Below are 16349 nucleotides of genomic sequence, written 5' to 3'. Positions count from 1 at the left end.
TGAATCAAGGACTCAGGTTTTTTCATCCATACTAGATTCAGCAGGTTTCCCCGAAAAAAAGTACTTCACTTAATGAGAGAGTTTCTTTTTTTCTTTCCCTTTCAATCCCACTCATAAGGGGTCAATTGGTAGACATAATAATTCAGCCAGTTGGAGAACATGAGGCTACAGTGACTTTTCCATCGGTGAAGCGGTACTTTAGTTGGGTCGTTGTCAGGATAGTAGTTTTCAGGAAGTTGTGTATCAATTCCACGTTCCCTATCACGTTTATACTCTTCACCAAGTGTTTCGGCATCATACTCGAAATGACCTGTAACCATTATTCTTCTTCCATCAACAGAGGCGGCAATCAATACTCCGGCCTGATCGGACTGAGCTAAAATCTTCAATTCTGGATGATTAACTAATTTTTGATAGTCAATGTCAGTATGGCGCGAATGAGGTGCCATAAAATTGTCATCGAAGCCACGGACTAGATTTTCATTTGGTTCGAGTACCTCATGCTTATAAATGCCAAAGCATTTCTCAGGTAGTTCGTATTTGCCTATTCCATAATGATGGTAAAGCGCGGCTTGAGCTCCCCAACAGATATGTAGTGTAGATGTGACGTTTTCGGCTGACCAGTTCATAATATCTTGAAGTTCTTTCCAATAATTAACATCTGCGAATTCCAATTTTTCAACTGGAGCTCCTGTGATAATCAAGCCATCATATTTTTTAGAACGGATTTCATCAAATGATTTATAAAATTGATCTAAATGAAATTTACTTGTGTTTTTCGATTCATGTGTGCTTAAGCGTAGAAATGATATGTTTACCTGAATAGGAGTATTGCCAAGAAAGCGTAGCAGTTGGGCCTCTGTTTTTACTTTCTCAGGCATAAGGTTTAAAATCAATATATTTAATGGGCGAATTTCTTGCCTGGTTGCCCTTTCCTCATCCATTACAAAGATATTTTCCTGTTCTAAAATTTCCTTAGCTGGCAGTTTTTCAGGTATTCTGATTGGCATAATTAGCCTCCTTCTTCAAAAATCATAATATTTTAATTATATAGAAAATTTCCAAATAGAAAAGCTATTTTAATAATTTCTTGTAAATCCTCTAACGAATTCTCGAGAATGGTAAAATGGGGAGGAGATATATACATAGTTCTTTTTGAAAAACTTAAGAGGTTGGAGAGGTGTATGGAGATTGTTTGATCCCACAGCATTTGAGAATATGAAAGTAGTGTTAGAAGGGGCAGTTTATGATCGTGACTTTGTTGGAGATATATTGGTCATAGCCCGTGATGAGATCGTTAATCTCTCAACAATGTCAAGAACATATAAGATTGAGATGGAATTGAAGGAACCTCTCGTACCTAGTTCTGTTGTTGGTGGAATTGAGTTACATGCTTCACTCGAGAACTTAAGTTCGGAGTTGCTCGAATTCAATAATAATGAAACATATGCAGGATGTACGGTTGATATATTCATTTCATTTCATGAAAAACTTGGGGCAGGAGAAGTTGAAGATATCTTAATCGGGCTGGAGAAAATTTGGGGGAAGCAAAGAATCATTACTGTGACGACCACCGAAACGATCAGTAAAATAGATCGGCCAGTAAATTCTTCTACGTTTAAAGTTTCATTTGGTAGGCTTGTAAAAGAAGAGCAAATGGAAGATTTGGAAGATATGGTAGAGTATTTGATCCAATCTCTAAAAGTAGCCAAGGGGATAGAGAAAAATTAAAAAGAAAGAATATTAAAGTTGGAAAAGTGATCTTTAAATACGGTAAAATGACAGCATCATACTTTAGGGAGAGATCATACATGTCCATTTATGAATTTGAAGTGAAAAAAATCAATGGCGAGACCGTTTCGCTTGAGGAATACAAAGGGAAAGTAATGATTATTGTAAATACCGCAAGTAAATGCGGTTTTTCGCCACAGTATGATGATTTGCAAAGCTTATATGTACAATATAAAGAAGATGGTTTAGTCATCCTTGGTTTTCCATGTAATCAATTTCTTAACCAGGAGCCTGGTGATGACCTGGAAATCGATTCTTACTGTAAATTGAATCATGGCGTAACTTTCCCGATGTTTGCAAAAGTGAATGTTAATGGGAAGGATGCACATCCATTATTCAGTTATATTACCGAAAATGCGCCTGGAGTGATGGGTTCAAAATCGATAAAATGGAATTTCACCAAATTCCTGATTGACCGCGAAGGAAATATTGTCAGTCGATATGCGCCTCGAACAAAACCATTGGAAATAGAAGACGATTTAAAAGAATTATTATAAAAAATGAAAAATGAGTTCATCAGAAGAAGTTTTCCTGGTGAGCTCTTTTTCTGTAACGTTAATATGGTTTTTTCTTTTGTTCGAAATATACCAAATACATTCGATTTCAAGAGGGGAAAGATGAGGAAAAAGTTGAATATAATAAAGAACAACTATTTTACTCAGGAGGTAAACTATGGAACGAATTGCATGGGTAACGGACAGTACAGGATTATTAGACGAAGAATTATCACTAAATGAACATGTATATGTAGTTCCGATGATTGTCATCATTGATGGCAAGGAATATGAAGATGGTGTTGACCTATTATCTGAGGAATTATATCGCAGGATGAATGAAGAAAAGATAAACCCGACTACTTCCCAGCCGTCTGTGGGTAGATTTTATGAGTTATATAAGATGCTTGAAAAACGCTATGATAGAATCATATCAGTTCATCTTTCCAGTAAGTTAAGCGGTACAGTTTCCGCTAGTCAGCAGGCCGCACAGATGGTTACGATACCTGTAGATGTTTTTGATTCTTTACTAATTTCTTTTCCGATGCTATTAATACTGAAACGGCTCATGCATTATGTTGAAAATGGTCACTCCATTGATGAAGCTTTCGTTAAAACAAGAAAATATGCAGATAGCCATGAAACCTATGTGTTAATAGGTTCTTTAGATCAGCTGTACCGCAGTGGTAGGTTAACAAATGCTCAATATTTTCTCGGAAGTCTATTAAGTTTTAAACCCATCATTTCAATTGAAGATGGGTTGCTTCATACTAAATCGAAACCTCGAAACCTAAAAAAAGCGGAAAAACAAATTTTTAGCGATTTTCGCAAATCATTTGCAACAGGAAAAGTGAAAGAATGCACTATATTATATGGGGCGCTGTCGGAGCAGACCCAGAAGTGGAAAGCAATGATTTCTGAAGAATTTCCTAATGTAAAGACGCATGTATCTCCACTCGGCAGTGCGATAGGGGTGCATACCGGTGAACAAACGATTGGAATCAGTTGGTTCAATGAAGATTAAGGCACATTAATAAGAACCATGGTAAAATAGAATGGACTTGGAGTGGTGAAATGAAACAAACTATAATTGAACTTACGGAAAAGTATGTATATAACCAATTGAATTCTGATGCCAGTGGTCATGATTGGTTCCATATCGATCGCGTTCGAAAGCTGGCTTTACATATTGCAAGAGAAGAAAAAAAAGGAAATGAATTTATCATTGAATTGGCGGCTCTCCTTCATGATATTCCGGATGATAAATTAAATCAGGATGTCGATGCAGGTTGGAGAAAGCTGGTTGACTGGTTTAGGGAAATTAACTTGGATGTAGATACTGTTAAGGATATTAAACAGATTATCACCACAATTTCTTATAGTTCTGGACACGTACAACTTCCTTCTATTGAGGCGGAAATAGTTCAGGATGCGGACCGTTTGGATGCGATTGGTGCCATTGGGATTGCCAGGACATTTGCATATGGCGGAAAAAAGGGGCAACCAATGTATGATCCGTCACTTATTGTACGTGAGAAGATGACAAAACAGGAATATCGGATGGGTAAAAGCTCTTCCGTTCATCACTTCTATGAAAAATTATTACGGTTACAAGACATGCTTAACACCTGTACAGCTAAGAAGATTGCAAGTGAAAGGCATGAGTATATGGTTAGCTTTTTAGAGGAATTTTACAAGGAATGGGATGTACGATTATGAAAGTTTTTAGCATGGAACATGTAATGAAAACACAAGGGGAAAAGCTATTATTTAAAGATGTTTCTTTTTCTATTACCGAAGGCGAAAAGATTGGGATCGTTGGTATAAACGGAACTGGAAAATCCACAATTTTGAATATTATTGCAGGTTTAGAAGATAGTGATTTGGGAACGAAGGATCATCCAAATGATTACACGATTTCCTATTTATCTCAAGATCCTTATTTTGATGAAAAATTAACGATTATGGAGTATATGTATGAAAGTTCAACTCCAGTATTTTCCTTAATTAAGGAATATGAAAAAACACTCGTTCAGCTGCAATTAGATCCACAGAATAGCACAACTCAAGACCGGTTGTTAAAGCAACAACAGGAAATGGATGCCCTTAGTGCCTGGGATACAAGTGCGAACGCACGAACTATATTGACAAAGCTTGGTCTTCCAGATCATTCAAGGAAATTGGGTGAACTGTCAGGTGGCCAAAAAAAACGTGCCGCTCTGGCAAAGACTTTGATTGAAACTCCTGATCTGCTTATTTTGGATGAACCTACGAATCATCTTGATTTTGAAAGCATTACCTGGCTCGAAGAATATTTGGCTAAATATCAGAAGTCCGTTTTATTTGTGACCCATGATCGTTATTTTCTTGATCGGGTTTCCAATAAAATTTGGGAAATCGCTCAGTCACAGCTTTTCGAATATAAAGGAAACTATGCTGACTATTTAGAATCAAGAGCTATTCGGGAAGAAAACGAATCGACCGAACGAACGAAAAAGGAAAGTCTATTTAAAAAAGAATTAGCGTGGATTCGTAAAGGTGCAAAGGCACGTACCACTAAACAAAAGGCACGGATTCAACGTTTTGAAACATTAGAAACGGGTGTGAAAGATAAGCAAAAAACTGAAAGTCTTGAAATGGAATTAAGTGGTGCCCGCCTTGGGAAAAAAGTTCTGGAGATGCAAGATATTTCTAAATCTTTTGGTGATCAGTCTATCATCAAACATTTTTCCTTCCTATTCAAGCCAGGTGACCGCATTGGAATCGTAGGTAATAATGGCAGCGGAAAGTCTACGTTATTGAACATTTTGGCTGGGCGAGAATCGATAGATGAAGGAAATCTTGAAATAGGACAAACAGTGAAAATTGGTTATTATACGCAAGAAAGCGTTGATATGGATGAGAATCTTCGCATGATAGAATATATCCGGGAAACAGCTGATTCAATCGCTCTTAAGGATGGCAGTTTTATTACTGCTGCACAGATGCTTGAGAGATTTTTATTCCCAATGGGTTCTCATGGTACCCCAATACGCAAGCTGTCCGGAGGAGAAAAAAGACGTTTGTATCTGCTTAACATCTTAATGGGAGCACCTAATGTCCTGCTTTTGGATGAACCGACGAATGACTTGGACACGCAAACTTTGACAGTTCTCGAGGATTATTTAGAAACGTTTTCAGGTGTAGTTATTACCGTATCACATGATCGTTATTTTCTTGATAAAACCTGTCATCAGCTCCTTGTCTTCAAAAATAAAGGTGAAATTGATTTTTATTATGGCAACTATTCAGAGTTCTTAGAGGAAAAAACAGAAGAGACCGTTCTTGAAAAAAAGCCAGAGCCTCAGATAAACCGCACAGAAAAGAAAAAGAAAAAACTAACCTATGCGGAAAGTAAGGAATGGGAAGAAATCGAAGGTAACATGGAACATGTCGAGCAGCGTCTGACAGACATCACAACAGAAATGTCAGCAGCGGGGAGCGACTTTGAAAAAGTTCGTCTGCTTCTTGAAGAGGAAAAAGAACTAACAGATAAATTAGAGTATATGATGGAAAGATGGACGTATTTAGCGGAAAAATTAGAAGAGGAATAAGTGAGAGACTGGTCCAGGGGAAGTATGCTTGGTCCAGTCTTTTTTTGTCTATCTCAATTGCATGAGAATCTGTGGCCATTGTGATAAAATCTAGTACATGAGTACGTCTTGTAAAAGGAGAGAAAAGTATTGAAAATAAAATCAATAGAACCTACACCAAGTCCAAATACAATGAAAATTAATCTAACAGAAGAGCTCTTAGCAGGTAAAAGTAATAATTATAAAAAAAATCAAGCCGATCAAGCACCTCAGCTTATTAAAGATTTATTTACGATTGAAGGGGTGAAAGGCGTATATCATGTTGCCGACTTTTTAGCAGTTGAGCGTAATGCGAAATATGATTGGAAAGATATCTTGGTCCAAATTCGTCAAGTGTTTGGTGAGAAAACTGAAGAACAAAATCAACAAACGGTAATAAATGAACATTATGGTGAAGTAACAGTTGCTATTCAACAATTCAAAGGAATTCCGATGCAAATTAAAGCAAGTGATAGCCAACATGAAAAACGCTTTGCTTTACCAGAATATTTTATTAAAGGTATTGCTGCTGCTCAAAAAGAAGACGATAATGTAGTCTTGCTCCGAAAATGGAAGGATTATGGTATCCGTTACGGGGATATGGATAATATCGTGAAAGAAGTAGCGGATGAGTTGGTTGCCGCTTTTCCGGAAGAACGAATTAACCAGCTAGTAGCTGCTGCTCAAGAAACCGTTGATAAAAAAGAGGCATTCGTGAAGCGTCCCAAAATAAAACTAACCGCAGAAATGTTGAATGATGAAAATTGGGAAAAACGTTATCAAGCGTTAGAACAAATGGAAGATCCAACGGTTGAAGAGATTCCAGTATTGGATATAGCCTTGTCTGATAGTAAAGTCTCTATTCGTCGACTTGCTGTTGTTTACTTAGGGATGATCGAGGATACAAAAGTACTTCCGAGCTTGTACAAAGCATTGAAAGATTCAAGTGTGGCAGTAAGACGAACAGCGGGTGACTGTTTATCTGATCTAGGTTTTGAAGAAGCAATGGGAGAAATGTCGCAATCCTTATCAGATAAAAATAAACTAGTAAGGTGGAGGGCTGCGATGTTCTTATATGAAGTGGGAAATGAAACAGTCCTACCCTATTTAAAACAAGCTGAACAGGACCCAGAGTTCGAAGTGGCTCTACAGGTTAAAATGGCTATTGACCGAATAGAAAACGGAGAAGAAGCAAAGGGTTCAGTTTGGAAGCAAATGACAGAATCAAGGCAAACAAATGACAAGTGACTTTGATTAAAAATCGTTTTATCAACAAATCATACAAATTGCATGTTTCTATTTTGTAGGCAAAAGGTATTCGGATGGACTTAATTCCGGATGCCTTTTTGTTATTTTTATGCTCTAAAAATGTCCCGCTTTAGGGCATATTTTGTAACCAGATTTTCAGTTAGTCAGATTCACAGAGAGCATCCTCTGCAGAAATGATTTTTTTATATGCCTTGGTGTATTGATACCATAACAACTTTTGACTTGGGTAATTTTAGTGAAAATTATGCTTGTCGATTGAACGAGTACAGTTTTTACTGACCAATCATGTGTTTTTGATTTATTAACAGTCAAAAACATGCGAAATAGTATGTTTTCTACATGAAACCATTTCTTATAGGAGAAAAATATCTTTTCTATTATTTTAGTAAAACTTTTTTATGGATATTTAAGAGTTGAATGGTTGCATTTGTATGTAAATATGTTAGAATTTTTAGAGTATACTAAAAATTAGATTATATTAAATTATTAGAGAAGTGAAAATTGGGGGTTACAACAAATGTCTACATCAAATATGAGAAGTGATATGATTACAAAAGGAATCGACCGTGCTCCACACAGAAGCCTTTTGCGTGCAGCAGGTGTTAAAGAAGAAGATTTCGGAAAACCATTTATCGCGGTTTGTAATTCATACATTGATATCGTTCCAGGTCATGTTCACCTTCAGGAATTCGGTAAAATAGTGAAGGAAGCCATTCGTGAAGCTGGCGGTGTTCCTTTTGAATTTAATACAATTGGGGTAGACGATGGAATTGCCATGGGCCATATTGGTATGCGCTATTCTTTACCAAGCCGTGAGATTATTGCGGATTCTGTAGAAACGGTTGTATCTGCACATTGGTTTGACGGTATGGTTTGTATTCCAAACTGTGACAAGATTACACCGGGGATGATGATGGCAGCTCTTCGTGTTAATATTCCTACAATATTTGTAAGTGGCGGGCCTATGAAGGCAGGGAAAGACAAAAACGGTAAATCTCTTTCTTTAACGTCTGTTTTTGAAGGTGTAGGAGCATACCAAGCGGGTAATATAAATGAAGAAGATTTGCAAGAACTTGAGCAAGTTGCATGTCCTACGTGCGGTTCTTGTTCAGGGATGTTTACAGCAAATTCCATGAACTGTTTGGCCGAAGGTTTAGGTCTTGCACTTCCAGGTAATGGTACAATTTTGGCTGTAGCCGAAGAACGTAAGGATTTTGTTAAAAAATCTGCCAAACAATTGATGGAAATAATCAAACAAGATATTAAACCTCGTGATATCGTAACGATTGATGCAATTGATAACGCATTTGCTTTGGATATGGCGATGGGTGGTTCGACTAACACAGTGCTTCATACACTTGCATTGGCACATGAAGCAGGTTTTGAATATCCTATGGAACGCATCAATGAAATAGCAAACCGCGTACCACATCTTGCGAAGATTGCCCCAGCATCTGATTATCATATTGAAGATGTACACAATGCTGGTGGTGTGAGCGCAATTATACATGAGTTACTTAAAAAACCAGGTGCCTTTAACGGTGATTGTCTTTCTGTTTCAGGTAAAACGCTACGCGAAAATGTTGAGGGTTGTGAAATATTGGACAAGGATGTTATTCATCCGTTGGATAACCCGCATTCTGAACGTGGTGGTCTTGCTGTATTGTTTGGTAACCTTGCTCCTCAAGGCTCAATTATTAAAGTGGGTGCTGTTGACGAATCTGTTGGTGGATACCACAGAGGGCCAGCGATCTGCTTCGATTCACAAGAAGATGCATTATCTGGAATTATTACTGGCAAAGTAAAAGAAGGTAATGTTGTTGTCATCCGGTACGAAGGTCCAAAAGGCGGGCCGGGCATGCCGGAAATGCTGGCGCCTACTTCCCAAATCGTTGGCCGAGGTCTTGGTGCTAAAGTGGGATTAATTACTGATGGACGTTTTTCAGGTGCATCTCGAGGCATCAGTATCGGTCATATCTCCCCAGAAGCAGCTGAAGGTGGTCCAATCGCATTTGTAGAAGATGGAGATATCATCGAGTTAGATTTGAATAATCGTAAAATCGAATTAGAAATTTCCGATGAAGAATTTGAAAAACGCAAAGCTAACTGGAAAGGTTTCGAGTCAAAAGTTAAAACAGGCTATTTAGCCCGTTACTCTAAACTTGTAACTAATGCTAGTTCAGGCGGCGTAATGAAAGTTTAATTTAGATCATGTGAAATAAAAACACGGTAGAAGAATTAAATCAATTCTTTTACCGTGTTTCTTTGAGAAGACTATTTTTATAGTGTTTAATATTTGATATTTGACCAGTTTGTGTGCTAACACGGTTTCATAAATACTTTAACAAAAGTTGTAAGCGTCATTTTTGCATATGGACTTAAGAATATAGTATGATTATACTAATTGAAGAATTGTAACCAAGGAGGTTTTTTTATGTCTATGGCATATGATGAATATATGAAACAAATGGTGAAGCCTATGCGTGCTGAATTAGTTCAAGCAGGTTTTGAGGAGTTAGAAACCGCTGAAGCTGTTGAAAAATTTATGGAAGCTGTCGAGGGTACAACATTGGTTGTAGTGAATTCAGTTTGTGGCTGTGCTGCCGGGTTAGCTCGTCCAGCTGCTACTCAAGCTGTTCTCCAAGCAGAGGATAAACCAAAGCATCTTGTAACCGTATTTGCTGGTCAAGATAAAGAAGCAACAGCCAAAATGCGTGAGTATTTTGACGGAATTGAACCTTCTTCGCCATCCATGGCACTTTTAAAAGGCAAAGAAGTCTTACATTTCATTCCACGTCATGAAATTGAAGGCCAGCCGATGGAAGCTATTATGGATAACTTGTTAGCAGCATTTAGTCAAGTGAAATAAGTGATAAAGTAGAATGTCCTGGAAACAGGGCATTCTTTTTCAAATTTTTAACAGTTTAAAGGGGTAGGACGATGTTTATCACAACAGCAGGAAGAGCCGATAATGAGACAATAATGATGGCCAAAAAGTTAGCAGGAAAATTACATATTCCTTTTATTGCCCGAAGAAAACGCTCGGTTAGGGCGATTCAATCAGAAAATGGTGAAGATGATTGCCTTGTTTTTGGAAAAATGAGAATGGAGCTATATCGGTTTGAAGAAAAAGAGCCATTCTTTTTTCATCCAAACCTTGCTATGATCCGAATAAAAAGAATAAAACAAGGAGAAAGTGATCCTTTTCTCGTTGCTGGAGATATAAAGGAAGGAAGTACTGTGCTTGATTGTACAATGGGCTTGGGCTCAGATGCGATTGTCTCAAGTTTTGCTGCTGGAGAAAATGGACAGATTAGTGCTTTGGAAGAAAATCAATACTTGGCCTTGCTCGTTGACCATGGTTTGAAAACATGGGAGAATGCAGATGAAAAGATGATTCAAGCGATGAGAAGAATTAAGGTCATTCATACTGATCATTACGAGTTATTGAAAACATTACCGGATAATCATTTCGATGTGGTATATTTCGATCCAATGTTTGAGGAAACGATTCAAGAATCAAATGGGATTAGGGGATTGGCTCATTTTGCGGAAGGTCACGACTTAACAATGGAAATAATGAAAGAAGCCAAGCGGGTTGCGCGAAAGAGAGTCGTGTTGAAGGACCATTTTCGCAGCTCCCGCTTTGAGGAATTTGGATTTGAAGTATTAAAGAGAAAAACATCCAAATTTCATTATGGCTACATTTCTGTACTGTGATTAAGCTTTGTAATCTAACTCATTTAGACCTACCGCACAGCCCTCACGGCTTGAATCTGCAGCACCATAGCTTGACCCGTCAGCCGGGTTGATTTGTATTGCCTGAACATTCCCTATAGAATGGGGCACTTCATTAAATGCAAAGCCCATTGCTTCTAAGTGGCCTTTGCTAATCATATCAATACCTGATTCCCATTCAATATGAGGGCCCATAGGAGTGAAAATTCTAGGTTCTTCAATGGCTGCTTTTAAGTCCATTTTTAAATCAAGTACATTTATGATCGTTTGTACGACTGAACTGATGATGGTCGGTCCTCCTGGAGAACCTAGCGTCAATATAGGCTCACCGTCTTTAAAGATGATGGTTGGGCTTTTACAGCTGACAGGACGTTTATTTGGCTGTACTTCATTCATACCGCCTGGAATGGAATCGAAATCCGTCAGTTCGTTATTCAGCATGAAGCCATAGTCGGAAACCATGATACCGGAACCGAATGGATGTTCGACAGTTGATGTACATGCAGCAATATTTCCCCATCTGTCACGGACAGTAAAATGAGTCGTTTCACTACGTTCTTCGTCATTTGGTTGTGGGATGACATCCCTTTGTTTCACAGAATCATATATCCAAGGATTTCCAAAGTCAATTGCATTATTTCTTGCCTTAAAATTAATGAATGAGCGTCGTTTAGCTATATATTCATCATGCAAAAGACCCTTTAATGGTAATTCGGCAAATTCGGGATCAGCTAGAAAAGCCTTTTTGTCAGTAAATGCTAGACGCATTGCTTCGGCAATTAAGTAATATTTTTCCCATGAATGCACATCATATTGTTCTAAGTGGAAGCTCTCCAATATTTTTAGAATTTGAATGACAGTGAATCCTCCTGCACTTGGGGCCATCGATGAAGCAATTTGGTAATCCTTATAAGTACCAAACATTGGTTCATCAATGGTTGCTTTATAGTCCTGTAAATCAGAAAGTTCCATAAAACCTCCAAGTTCCTGAATACAGGAAATGATTCCTTCTCCGATTTTACCTTCATAAAAAGCGGAAATTCCATCACGCTGTAATATTCGATAGGTATTAGCCAATTTTTCTTTTATTAGGAGGTCACCAGCTTTGTATGGTTTACCGTTTGGAATGAAGAATTTACGGGCTTCTTCACCTAACCGATACTCAAAATTTTCAAGGGCATCACAAAATACCCAATTGACAGGAACTCCTTTTTCAGCGAATTCAATAGAGGGCTCAATAAGTTCTGCTAATGTCTTACTACCGTATTCGGAGAGAGCTTCATCCATAGCCTTAAGAATTCCTGGAATACCAACTGCTGTAGCTTTAATCGAACGTTTTTTAAATGGGATGACTTCCCCTTTTTCATCAAGAAACATGTTTGGATGCGCGGCTTTAGGTGCTCTTACATGGCCATCGAATATTTTAGTTTCATTATTCTTTTCGTTATATACCATAAGAAAACCACTGCCACCGATACCAGTCATCATAGGTTCTACAATATTCAGAGCAAATTGGATGGCAACCGCCGCATCAACCGCATTTCCACCTTCACGTAATATTTTTTCCCCAATGGAAGTAGCTACGGGATGAGCGGTAACGACCATTCCGGCCTTCCCTGTGGCTGTTTCCCTCTTGTAATCATCTTTAGTGTTTCCATTGTTGTTTTCCAAAGTAATTCCTCCAGTATTCAGTCCTTTTATCTGCCAAGTCGTAACGCCTTTTTTAAAAGAAAACCTTGTCATTACTGATGAATGACAAGGAGATTTTTCGTAGGTATTTATTTATTCTTAATCAGCAAATGATAAATATACGAAAAATGCTAACGTTACAAGACATAAAGCCACCATGGCAGTCGTAGTCAAAGCCATATAAGACCCCTCCTTAAAAAGACTTGAATCTTATTAAGTTCTCCAAATATCGTCAAAATCCTTCATTTACAAATTGAATAGTGGATATTTAGTAAAAAAGATTGGGTTCATGAACTTTATATAGGTATTTATCCATTTTAAAGATTTTTGAAACCTGGGTAACTATTTATTCGTAATTACTAAAAAATAAAAGTATACTAAATATAAAGAAAATAATAAGAAGAAGGGGGAGTGTGGAATTTGAAAGCAGCGGTTTGGTTCAGGAAAAGTCTCGTCATTTTAGTATCCGTTTTGACATTTGGGCTTGTCACCCCTTCAGATCTATCGTGGCTGGCTGAAGCCGATTCGTTAAAGGATACTAAAAAAGGGTTAGTAGAAGAAGAACATTTATCCTATCTTTCTTCTCAAAAACCTACTGATATAGAAGAGGAATTTAATCGGGAAGAGTTCTTATCAGGCATTCTGAATAAAGCTGAGGAAAACGCATTTATGAAATTTGGCGAGAAAATCAATCCTAAAATTGGTGATGAATTCAAAATAGCCATATTACCAAAAATGGAAGATGCTATTACAGAAATAACGGCCCAATTTCCTGATGAAAAATTACAGCAATTAACGATTACAGAGCAGCCAAGTGCGGGTAGAGCGGAGAAAATTTTTCATATATTTGATTCGATAAGCGGCAAGGATATCATGCGGTTCCATGTCAGGCAGGAGAATCCGCCATTAGAGGGATATTGGTTTGATTTTCATTATCATACCTATCATGATTCATATGCGACCCATTATGATTTAGGAAAAATATATTGGGATAAAAATACACCCCCAGAGTGGACAAGTAAACAAAGACTCTCTTAGTAGCTTGGTTCCATTGATTTTAAGCACATGTAAGAGTATGATAATTGTTATATAAGTATTAAATGATACGTTGTTATGCAACGTATTTATTTTGTGTTAAACAAAGTACAAGATTAGATATTTTAAAGCTAGTTAAGTAAGATGATCTTTTTCAATTGGGTTTCTACTTTTATAGTTACAGTAGCAGAGGAGTCTTCATCATGTCAGAGTTGTTAAATAACGTCATTAATACATATGCTCAATTTTTTGACTGGAATATGTGGGGTGAGGTTTTAACCGACCCGGTTAGCTGGGGATTGATTGGTACGCTCGTATTAATGGAAGGTCTACTGTCAGCGGATAACGCTTTGGTTTTGGCGGTAATGGTCAGGCACCTGCCGGAAAGACAACGGAAAAAAGCTCTTTTTTATGGTTTGTTAGGTGCTTATGCTTTCCGGTTTGTAGCAATTGGAATAGGTGTTTTCCTCATTAAACTTTGGTGGGTGAAGGTCATTGGAGCCGCCTACCTTGGTTGGCTCTCGTTCAAATACTTTAGAGATAAAAGAAAAAAACAAGCTGGAAACGATGAAGATATTCAGGGAATGAGTAAAAACAGCTTACTGATCCGCATGTTTGGTACCTTATGGGGAACGGTTGCTGCTGTAGAATTGATGGATATTGCATTTTCCGTCGATAGCGTATTGGCCGCCTTTGGTGTAAGTGAAAAAGTCTGGGTCCTCTTAACCGGTGGGATGATTGGTGTCTTGATGATGAGGGGCGTGGCTGGGTTATTTTTAAAGCTGATTGATAAGATTCCAGAATTAGAAACTGCAGCATATGTTTTAATAGGGTTCATTGCTATAAAAATGCTTATTGCTGTTGCAGGGATTGAAATTCCTCATGCTATCTTCTTTGCCTTTATTTTCATTATTTTCGGCACTACGATCGTATTTCATTTTAAGAAAGAAAAAAGGGTTAAAGAACACGGTTAAACACTCAATAATAAAAGCTGACATCAAAATGATGTCAGCTCAGTTTGTAGACAAAAGGGGTCCAGAATGTTTTAATTCTGGACCCCTTTTGAAATTCCCTTTGAATTTTGATCAAGATTAAGAGATTGGGCCTCTACGAGCCCACTTTATTAAGCCATTCTTGGACCTTGCCATGTCCAATTGGCAATCTTCTTTAAATTCATGGCAGCGAATGTAAGCATCGCCTGCATCGACAATTTTTTAAGTCCCCTTAAAGTAGTCCAACGCATACCATGCTTTTCTTTTGCATCTGCGAATACACGCTCTATTGTTTCTTTGCGTTTCGCATATATAGGTTTTACATCCTTGTGGTGACGCAGATGATCTGCTTCTTCCATATAATTTTGCCAGATATGGCGTGTCACCACTTTTTGATGGTCTTTGCTTACTGTACACTGTGATAAAAATGAGCATGTCGCACAAGTGTGTTTGGGTGATTTGTACTCGCGATAGCCCTCTTTATTTGTTGTTGAGTACTTTAAAATCTCGCCCGATGGGCAGAGATAACAATCAAAATGTTCATCGTAAACATAGTCATGCTTGCGAAAGAACCCTTCTTTTGTTCGTGGACGTGTATAGGGTAAAGCTGGTGTGATTTCTTTCCCAAAAAGGTAGCTTGTAATGGCTGGTGTTTTGTAAGCTGCATCTGCGGCAACAGCTTCAGGTTTTCCAACTTTCTCAATCACTTGTTCAACAAGAGGCTCTAAGATATGACTATCATGCGTATTTCCCGGTGTTACAATCGTCCCCAGCACAAAACCGTTGCGGTCCGCAGCCGCATGAAATGAATAGGCAAACTGTTTTGTTCGTTCATCTTTTACATAGTAGCCACTCTCAGGGTCAGTTGTACTTTCTTTAATTTCTTTGGTTTCTTCTTTATCAAATTTATCCGGTGGAAAAGGCTTCTTTCCATTGTTTTCACGATCTTGATTTATTTCTTCTTGAAGGCGTCCTTGATATGCTCGTGTTTCCTTACGAACGATTTTCTTTTCGAATTTCCGCTTACGCTTATTCGCACTGGCTTTCACATGTGTTGAATCAACGAATACGTGCTCTGCACTAATTAACTTTCTTTCTGAGGCTGTCATTAAGATACGATAAAAAATCTGTTCAAACAGGTCTGTATCTTTAAAGCGACGCTCATAATTTTTCCCGAACGTTGAGAAGTGAGGTATTTTATCATGGAACCGTAACCTAAAAACCAACGGTAAGCCATATTCGTTTCAACTTCTTCAATCGTTTTACGCATCGAACGAATACCGAAGGTATATTGAATGAATGTCAATTTAATAAAATAACTGGATCAATACTTGGGCGGCCTATCTCTGAATACATCTCTTTCACCAAGTCATAAATGAAAGTGAAGTCAATGGCCCCCTCAATTTTACGAACCAAATGGTTCGCTGGCACCAGTTGATCCAAAGTAATCATTTCAAGTTGATCTCGCTGAATAGAATTATGTTTCGAAAGCATCGTCATCACCTCAAGTTTTAATACTCCTATATTAAAACAAAAAAGACTGTAGGAAAAAGTGTTTATTTCTAATTGTTAAAACAAAGTTGATTGGAACGGAAGGTGCGAGACTCCTGCGGGAAAAGCGTGTCCAAGGGAGACCCCACAGGCGCAAAGGCGCCGAGGAGGCTCCCTGACCGCCCGCGGAAAGCGAGTGCCCTACGTTCCAATCAACGTTCGAATTTTTACAACCCCTC

Annotated in this window: 13 protein-coding genes and 1 pseudogene; 11 read left to right on the top strand and 3 right to left on the bottom strand. The window is 38.0% G+C overall.

The window, feature by feature from the left end; genetic code table 11:
- Positions 1-101: 101 nt before the first annotated feature.
- Positions 102-1010: a homoserine O-acetyltransferase MetA gene (metA, locus tag RE409_RS16925; RefSeq protein ID WP_201185454.1), complete on the bottom strand. Its 909-nt coding sequence runs from the start codon at positions 1008-1010 to the stop codon at positions 102-104.
- A gap of 181 nt (positions 1011-1191) precedes the next feature.
- Here metA and RE409_RS16920 point away from each other — a divergent pair, with 181 nt between their 5' ends.
- From RE409_RS16920 to RE409_RS16880, 9 genes are all read left to right on the top strand, one after another.
- Positions 1192-1731: a hypothetical protein gene (locus RE409_RS16920; protein WP_201250746.1), complete on the top strand. Its 540-nt coding sequence runs from the start codon at positions 1192-1194 to the stop codon at positions 1729-1731.
- Positions 1732-1811: 80 nt separating this feature from the next.
- Positions 1812-2288, top strand: coding sequence for a glutathione peroxidase (locus RE409_RS16915; protein ID WP_053346638.1), 477 nt, complete (start codon positions 1812-1814; stop codon positions 2286-2288).
- Positions 2289-2463: 175 nt separating this feature from the next.
- Positions 2464-3309, top strand: a complete 846-nt coding sequence (locus RE409_RS16910; RefSeq protein ID WP_057216836.1) for a DegV family protein — start codon at positions 2464-2466, stop codon at positions 3307-3309.
- Between the two features lie 50 nt (positions 3310-3359).
- Positions 3360-4004 carry an HD domain-containing protein gene (locus RE409_RS16905; RefSeq protein WP_201250747.1) on the top strand — a complete coding sequence of 215 codons (645 nt, stop codon included), beginning with the start codon at positions 3360-3362 and terminating at the stop codon, positions 4002-4004.
- Entirely contained in the window at positions 4001-5878 is a 1878-nt protein-coding gene (locus tag RE409_RS16900; protein WP_201250748.1) for an ABC-F family ATP-binding cassette domain-containing protein, read from the top strand. Before RE409_RS16905 ends, RE409_RS16900 begins: the two co-directional genes overlap by 4 nt.
- A gap of 129 nt (positions 5879-6007) precedes the next feature.
- Complete coding sequence (locus tag RE409_RS16895; protein ID WP_201250749.1) at positions 6008-7144, top strand: conserved virulence factor C family protein; 1137 nt, start codon at positions 6008-6010, stop codon at positions 7142-7144.
- Between the two features lie 553 nt (positions 7145-7697).
- The gene (ilvD, locus tag RE409_RS16890; RefSeq protein ID WP_098176472.1) at positions 7698-9368 is read left to right on the top strand and encodes a dihydroxy-acid dehydratase; all 1671 of its coding nucleotides are present in this window, start codon (positions 7698-7700) and stop codon (positions 9366-9368) included.
- A gap of 231 nt (positions 9369-9599) precedes the next feature.
- Positions 9600-10034 (top strand): BrxA/BrxB family bacilliredoxin, encoded by a 435-nt coding sequence (locus RE409_RS16885; RefSeq protein ID WP_201250750.1) that lies wholly within the window; start codon positions 9600-9602, stop codon positions 10032-10034.
- Between the two features lie 71 nt (positions 10035-10105).
- Positions 10106-10885 (top strand): class I SAM-dependent methyltransferase, encoded by a 780-nt coding sequence (locus tag RE409_RS16880; protein ID WP_201185445.1) that lies wholly within the window; start codon positions 10106-10108, stop codon positions 10883-10885.
- Here the strand turns inward: RE409_RS16880 and ggt are convergent, their stop codons facing one another.
- Positions 10886-12574 carry a gamma-glutamyltransferase gene (gene ggt / locus RE409_RS16875; RefSeq protein WP_242485402.1) on the bottom strand — a complete coding sequence of 563 codons (1689 nt, stop codon included), beginning with the start codon at positions 12572-12574 and terminating at the stop codon, positions 10886-10888.
- 438 nt (positions 12575-13012) lie between these two features.
- Here ggt and RE409_RS16870 point away from each other — a divergent pair, with 438 nt between their 5' ends.
- Together RE409_RS16870 and RE409_RS16865 are read left to right on the top strand one after the other, a co-directional pair.
- Positions 13013-13630 (top strand): YpjP family protein, encoded by a 618-nt coding sequence (locus tag RE409_RS16870; protein ID WP_201185443.1) that lies wholly within the window; start codon positions 13013-13015, stop codon positions 13628-13630.
- A gap of 200 nt (positions 13631-13830) precedes the next feature.
- Entirely contained in the window at positions 13831-14601 is a 771-nt protein-coding gene (locus tag RE409_RS16865; protein WP_201250752.1) for a TerC family protein, read from the top strand.
- A 149-nt stretch (positions 14602-14750) separates the two neighbouring features.
- Here RE409_RS16865 and RE409_RS16860 read toward each other — a convergent pair.
- Positions 14751-16113: pseudogene (locus tag RE409_RS16860) on the bottom strand (IS1182 family transposase).
- Positions 16114-16349 lie beyond the last annotated feature (236 nt).

This window comes from Peribacillus sp. R9-11 (assembly GCF_031345095.1).
Classification (GTDB): domain Bacteria; phylum Bacillota; class Bacilli; order Bacillales; family DSM-1321; genus Peribacillus; species Peribacillus butanolivorans.
The sequence above is the reverse complement of the archived record's forward strand: the minus strand, read 5'-3'. Positions and strand labels throughout refer to the sequence as shown.

Coding starts and splice junctions, on each gene's coding strand:
- metA (WP_201185454.1), bottom strand. CDS start 1,010: ATGCCAATCAGAATACCTGAAAAACTGCCAGCTAAGGAAATTTTAGAA.
- RE409_RS16915 (WP_053346638.1), top strand. CDS start 1,812: ATGTCCATTTATGAATTTGAAGTGAAAAAAATCAATGGCGAGACCGTT.
- RE409_RS16910 (WP_057216836.1), top strand. CDS start 2,464: ATGGAACGAATTGCATGGGTAACGGACAGTACAGGATTATTAGACGAA.
- RE409_RS16905 (WP_201250747.1), top strand. CDS start 3,360: ATGAAACAAACTATAATTGAACTTACGGAAAAGTATGTATATAACCAA.
- RE409_RS16900 (WP_201250748.1), top strand. CDS start 4,001: ATGAAAGTTTTTAGCATGGAACATGTAATGAAAACACAAGGGGAAAAG.
- ilvD (WP_098176472.1), top strand. CDS start 7,698: ATGAGAAGTGATATGATTACAAAAGGAATCGACCGTGCTCCACACAGA.
- RE409_RS16885 (WP_201250750.1), top strand. CDS start 9,600: ATGTCTATGGCATATGATGAATATATGAAACAAATGGTGAAGCCTATG.
- RE409_RS16880 (WP_201185445.1), top strand. CDS start 10,106: ATGTTTATCACAACAGCAGGAAGAGCCGATAATGAGACAATAATGATG.
- RE409_RS16865 (WP_201250752.1), top strand. CDS start 13,831: ATGTCAGAGTTGTTAAATAACGTCATTAATACATATGCTCAATTTTTT.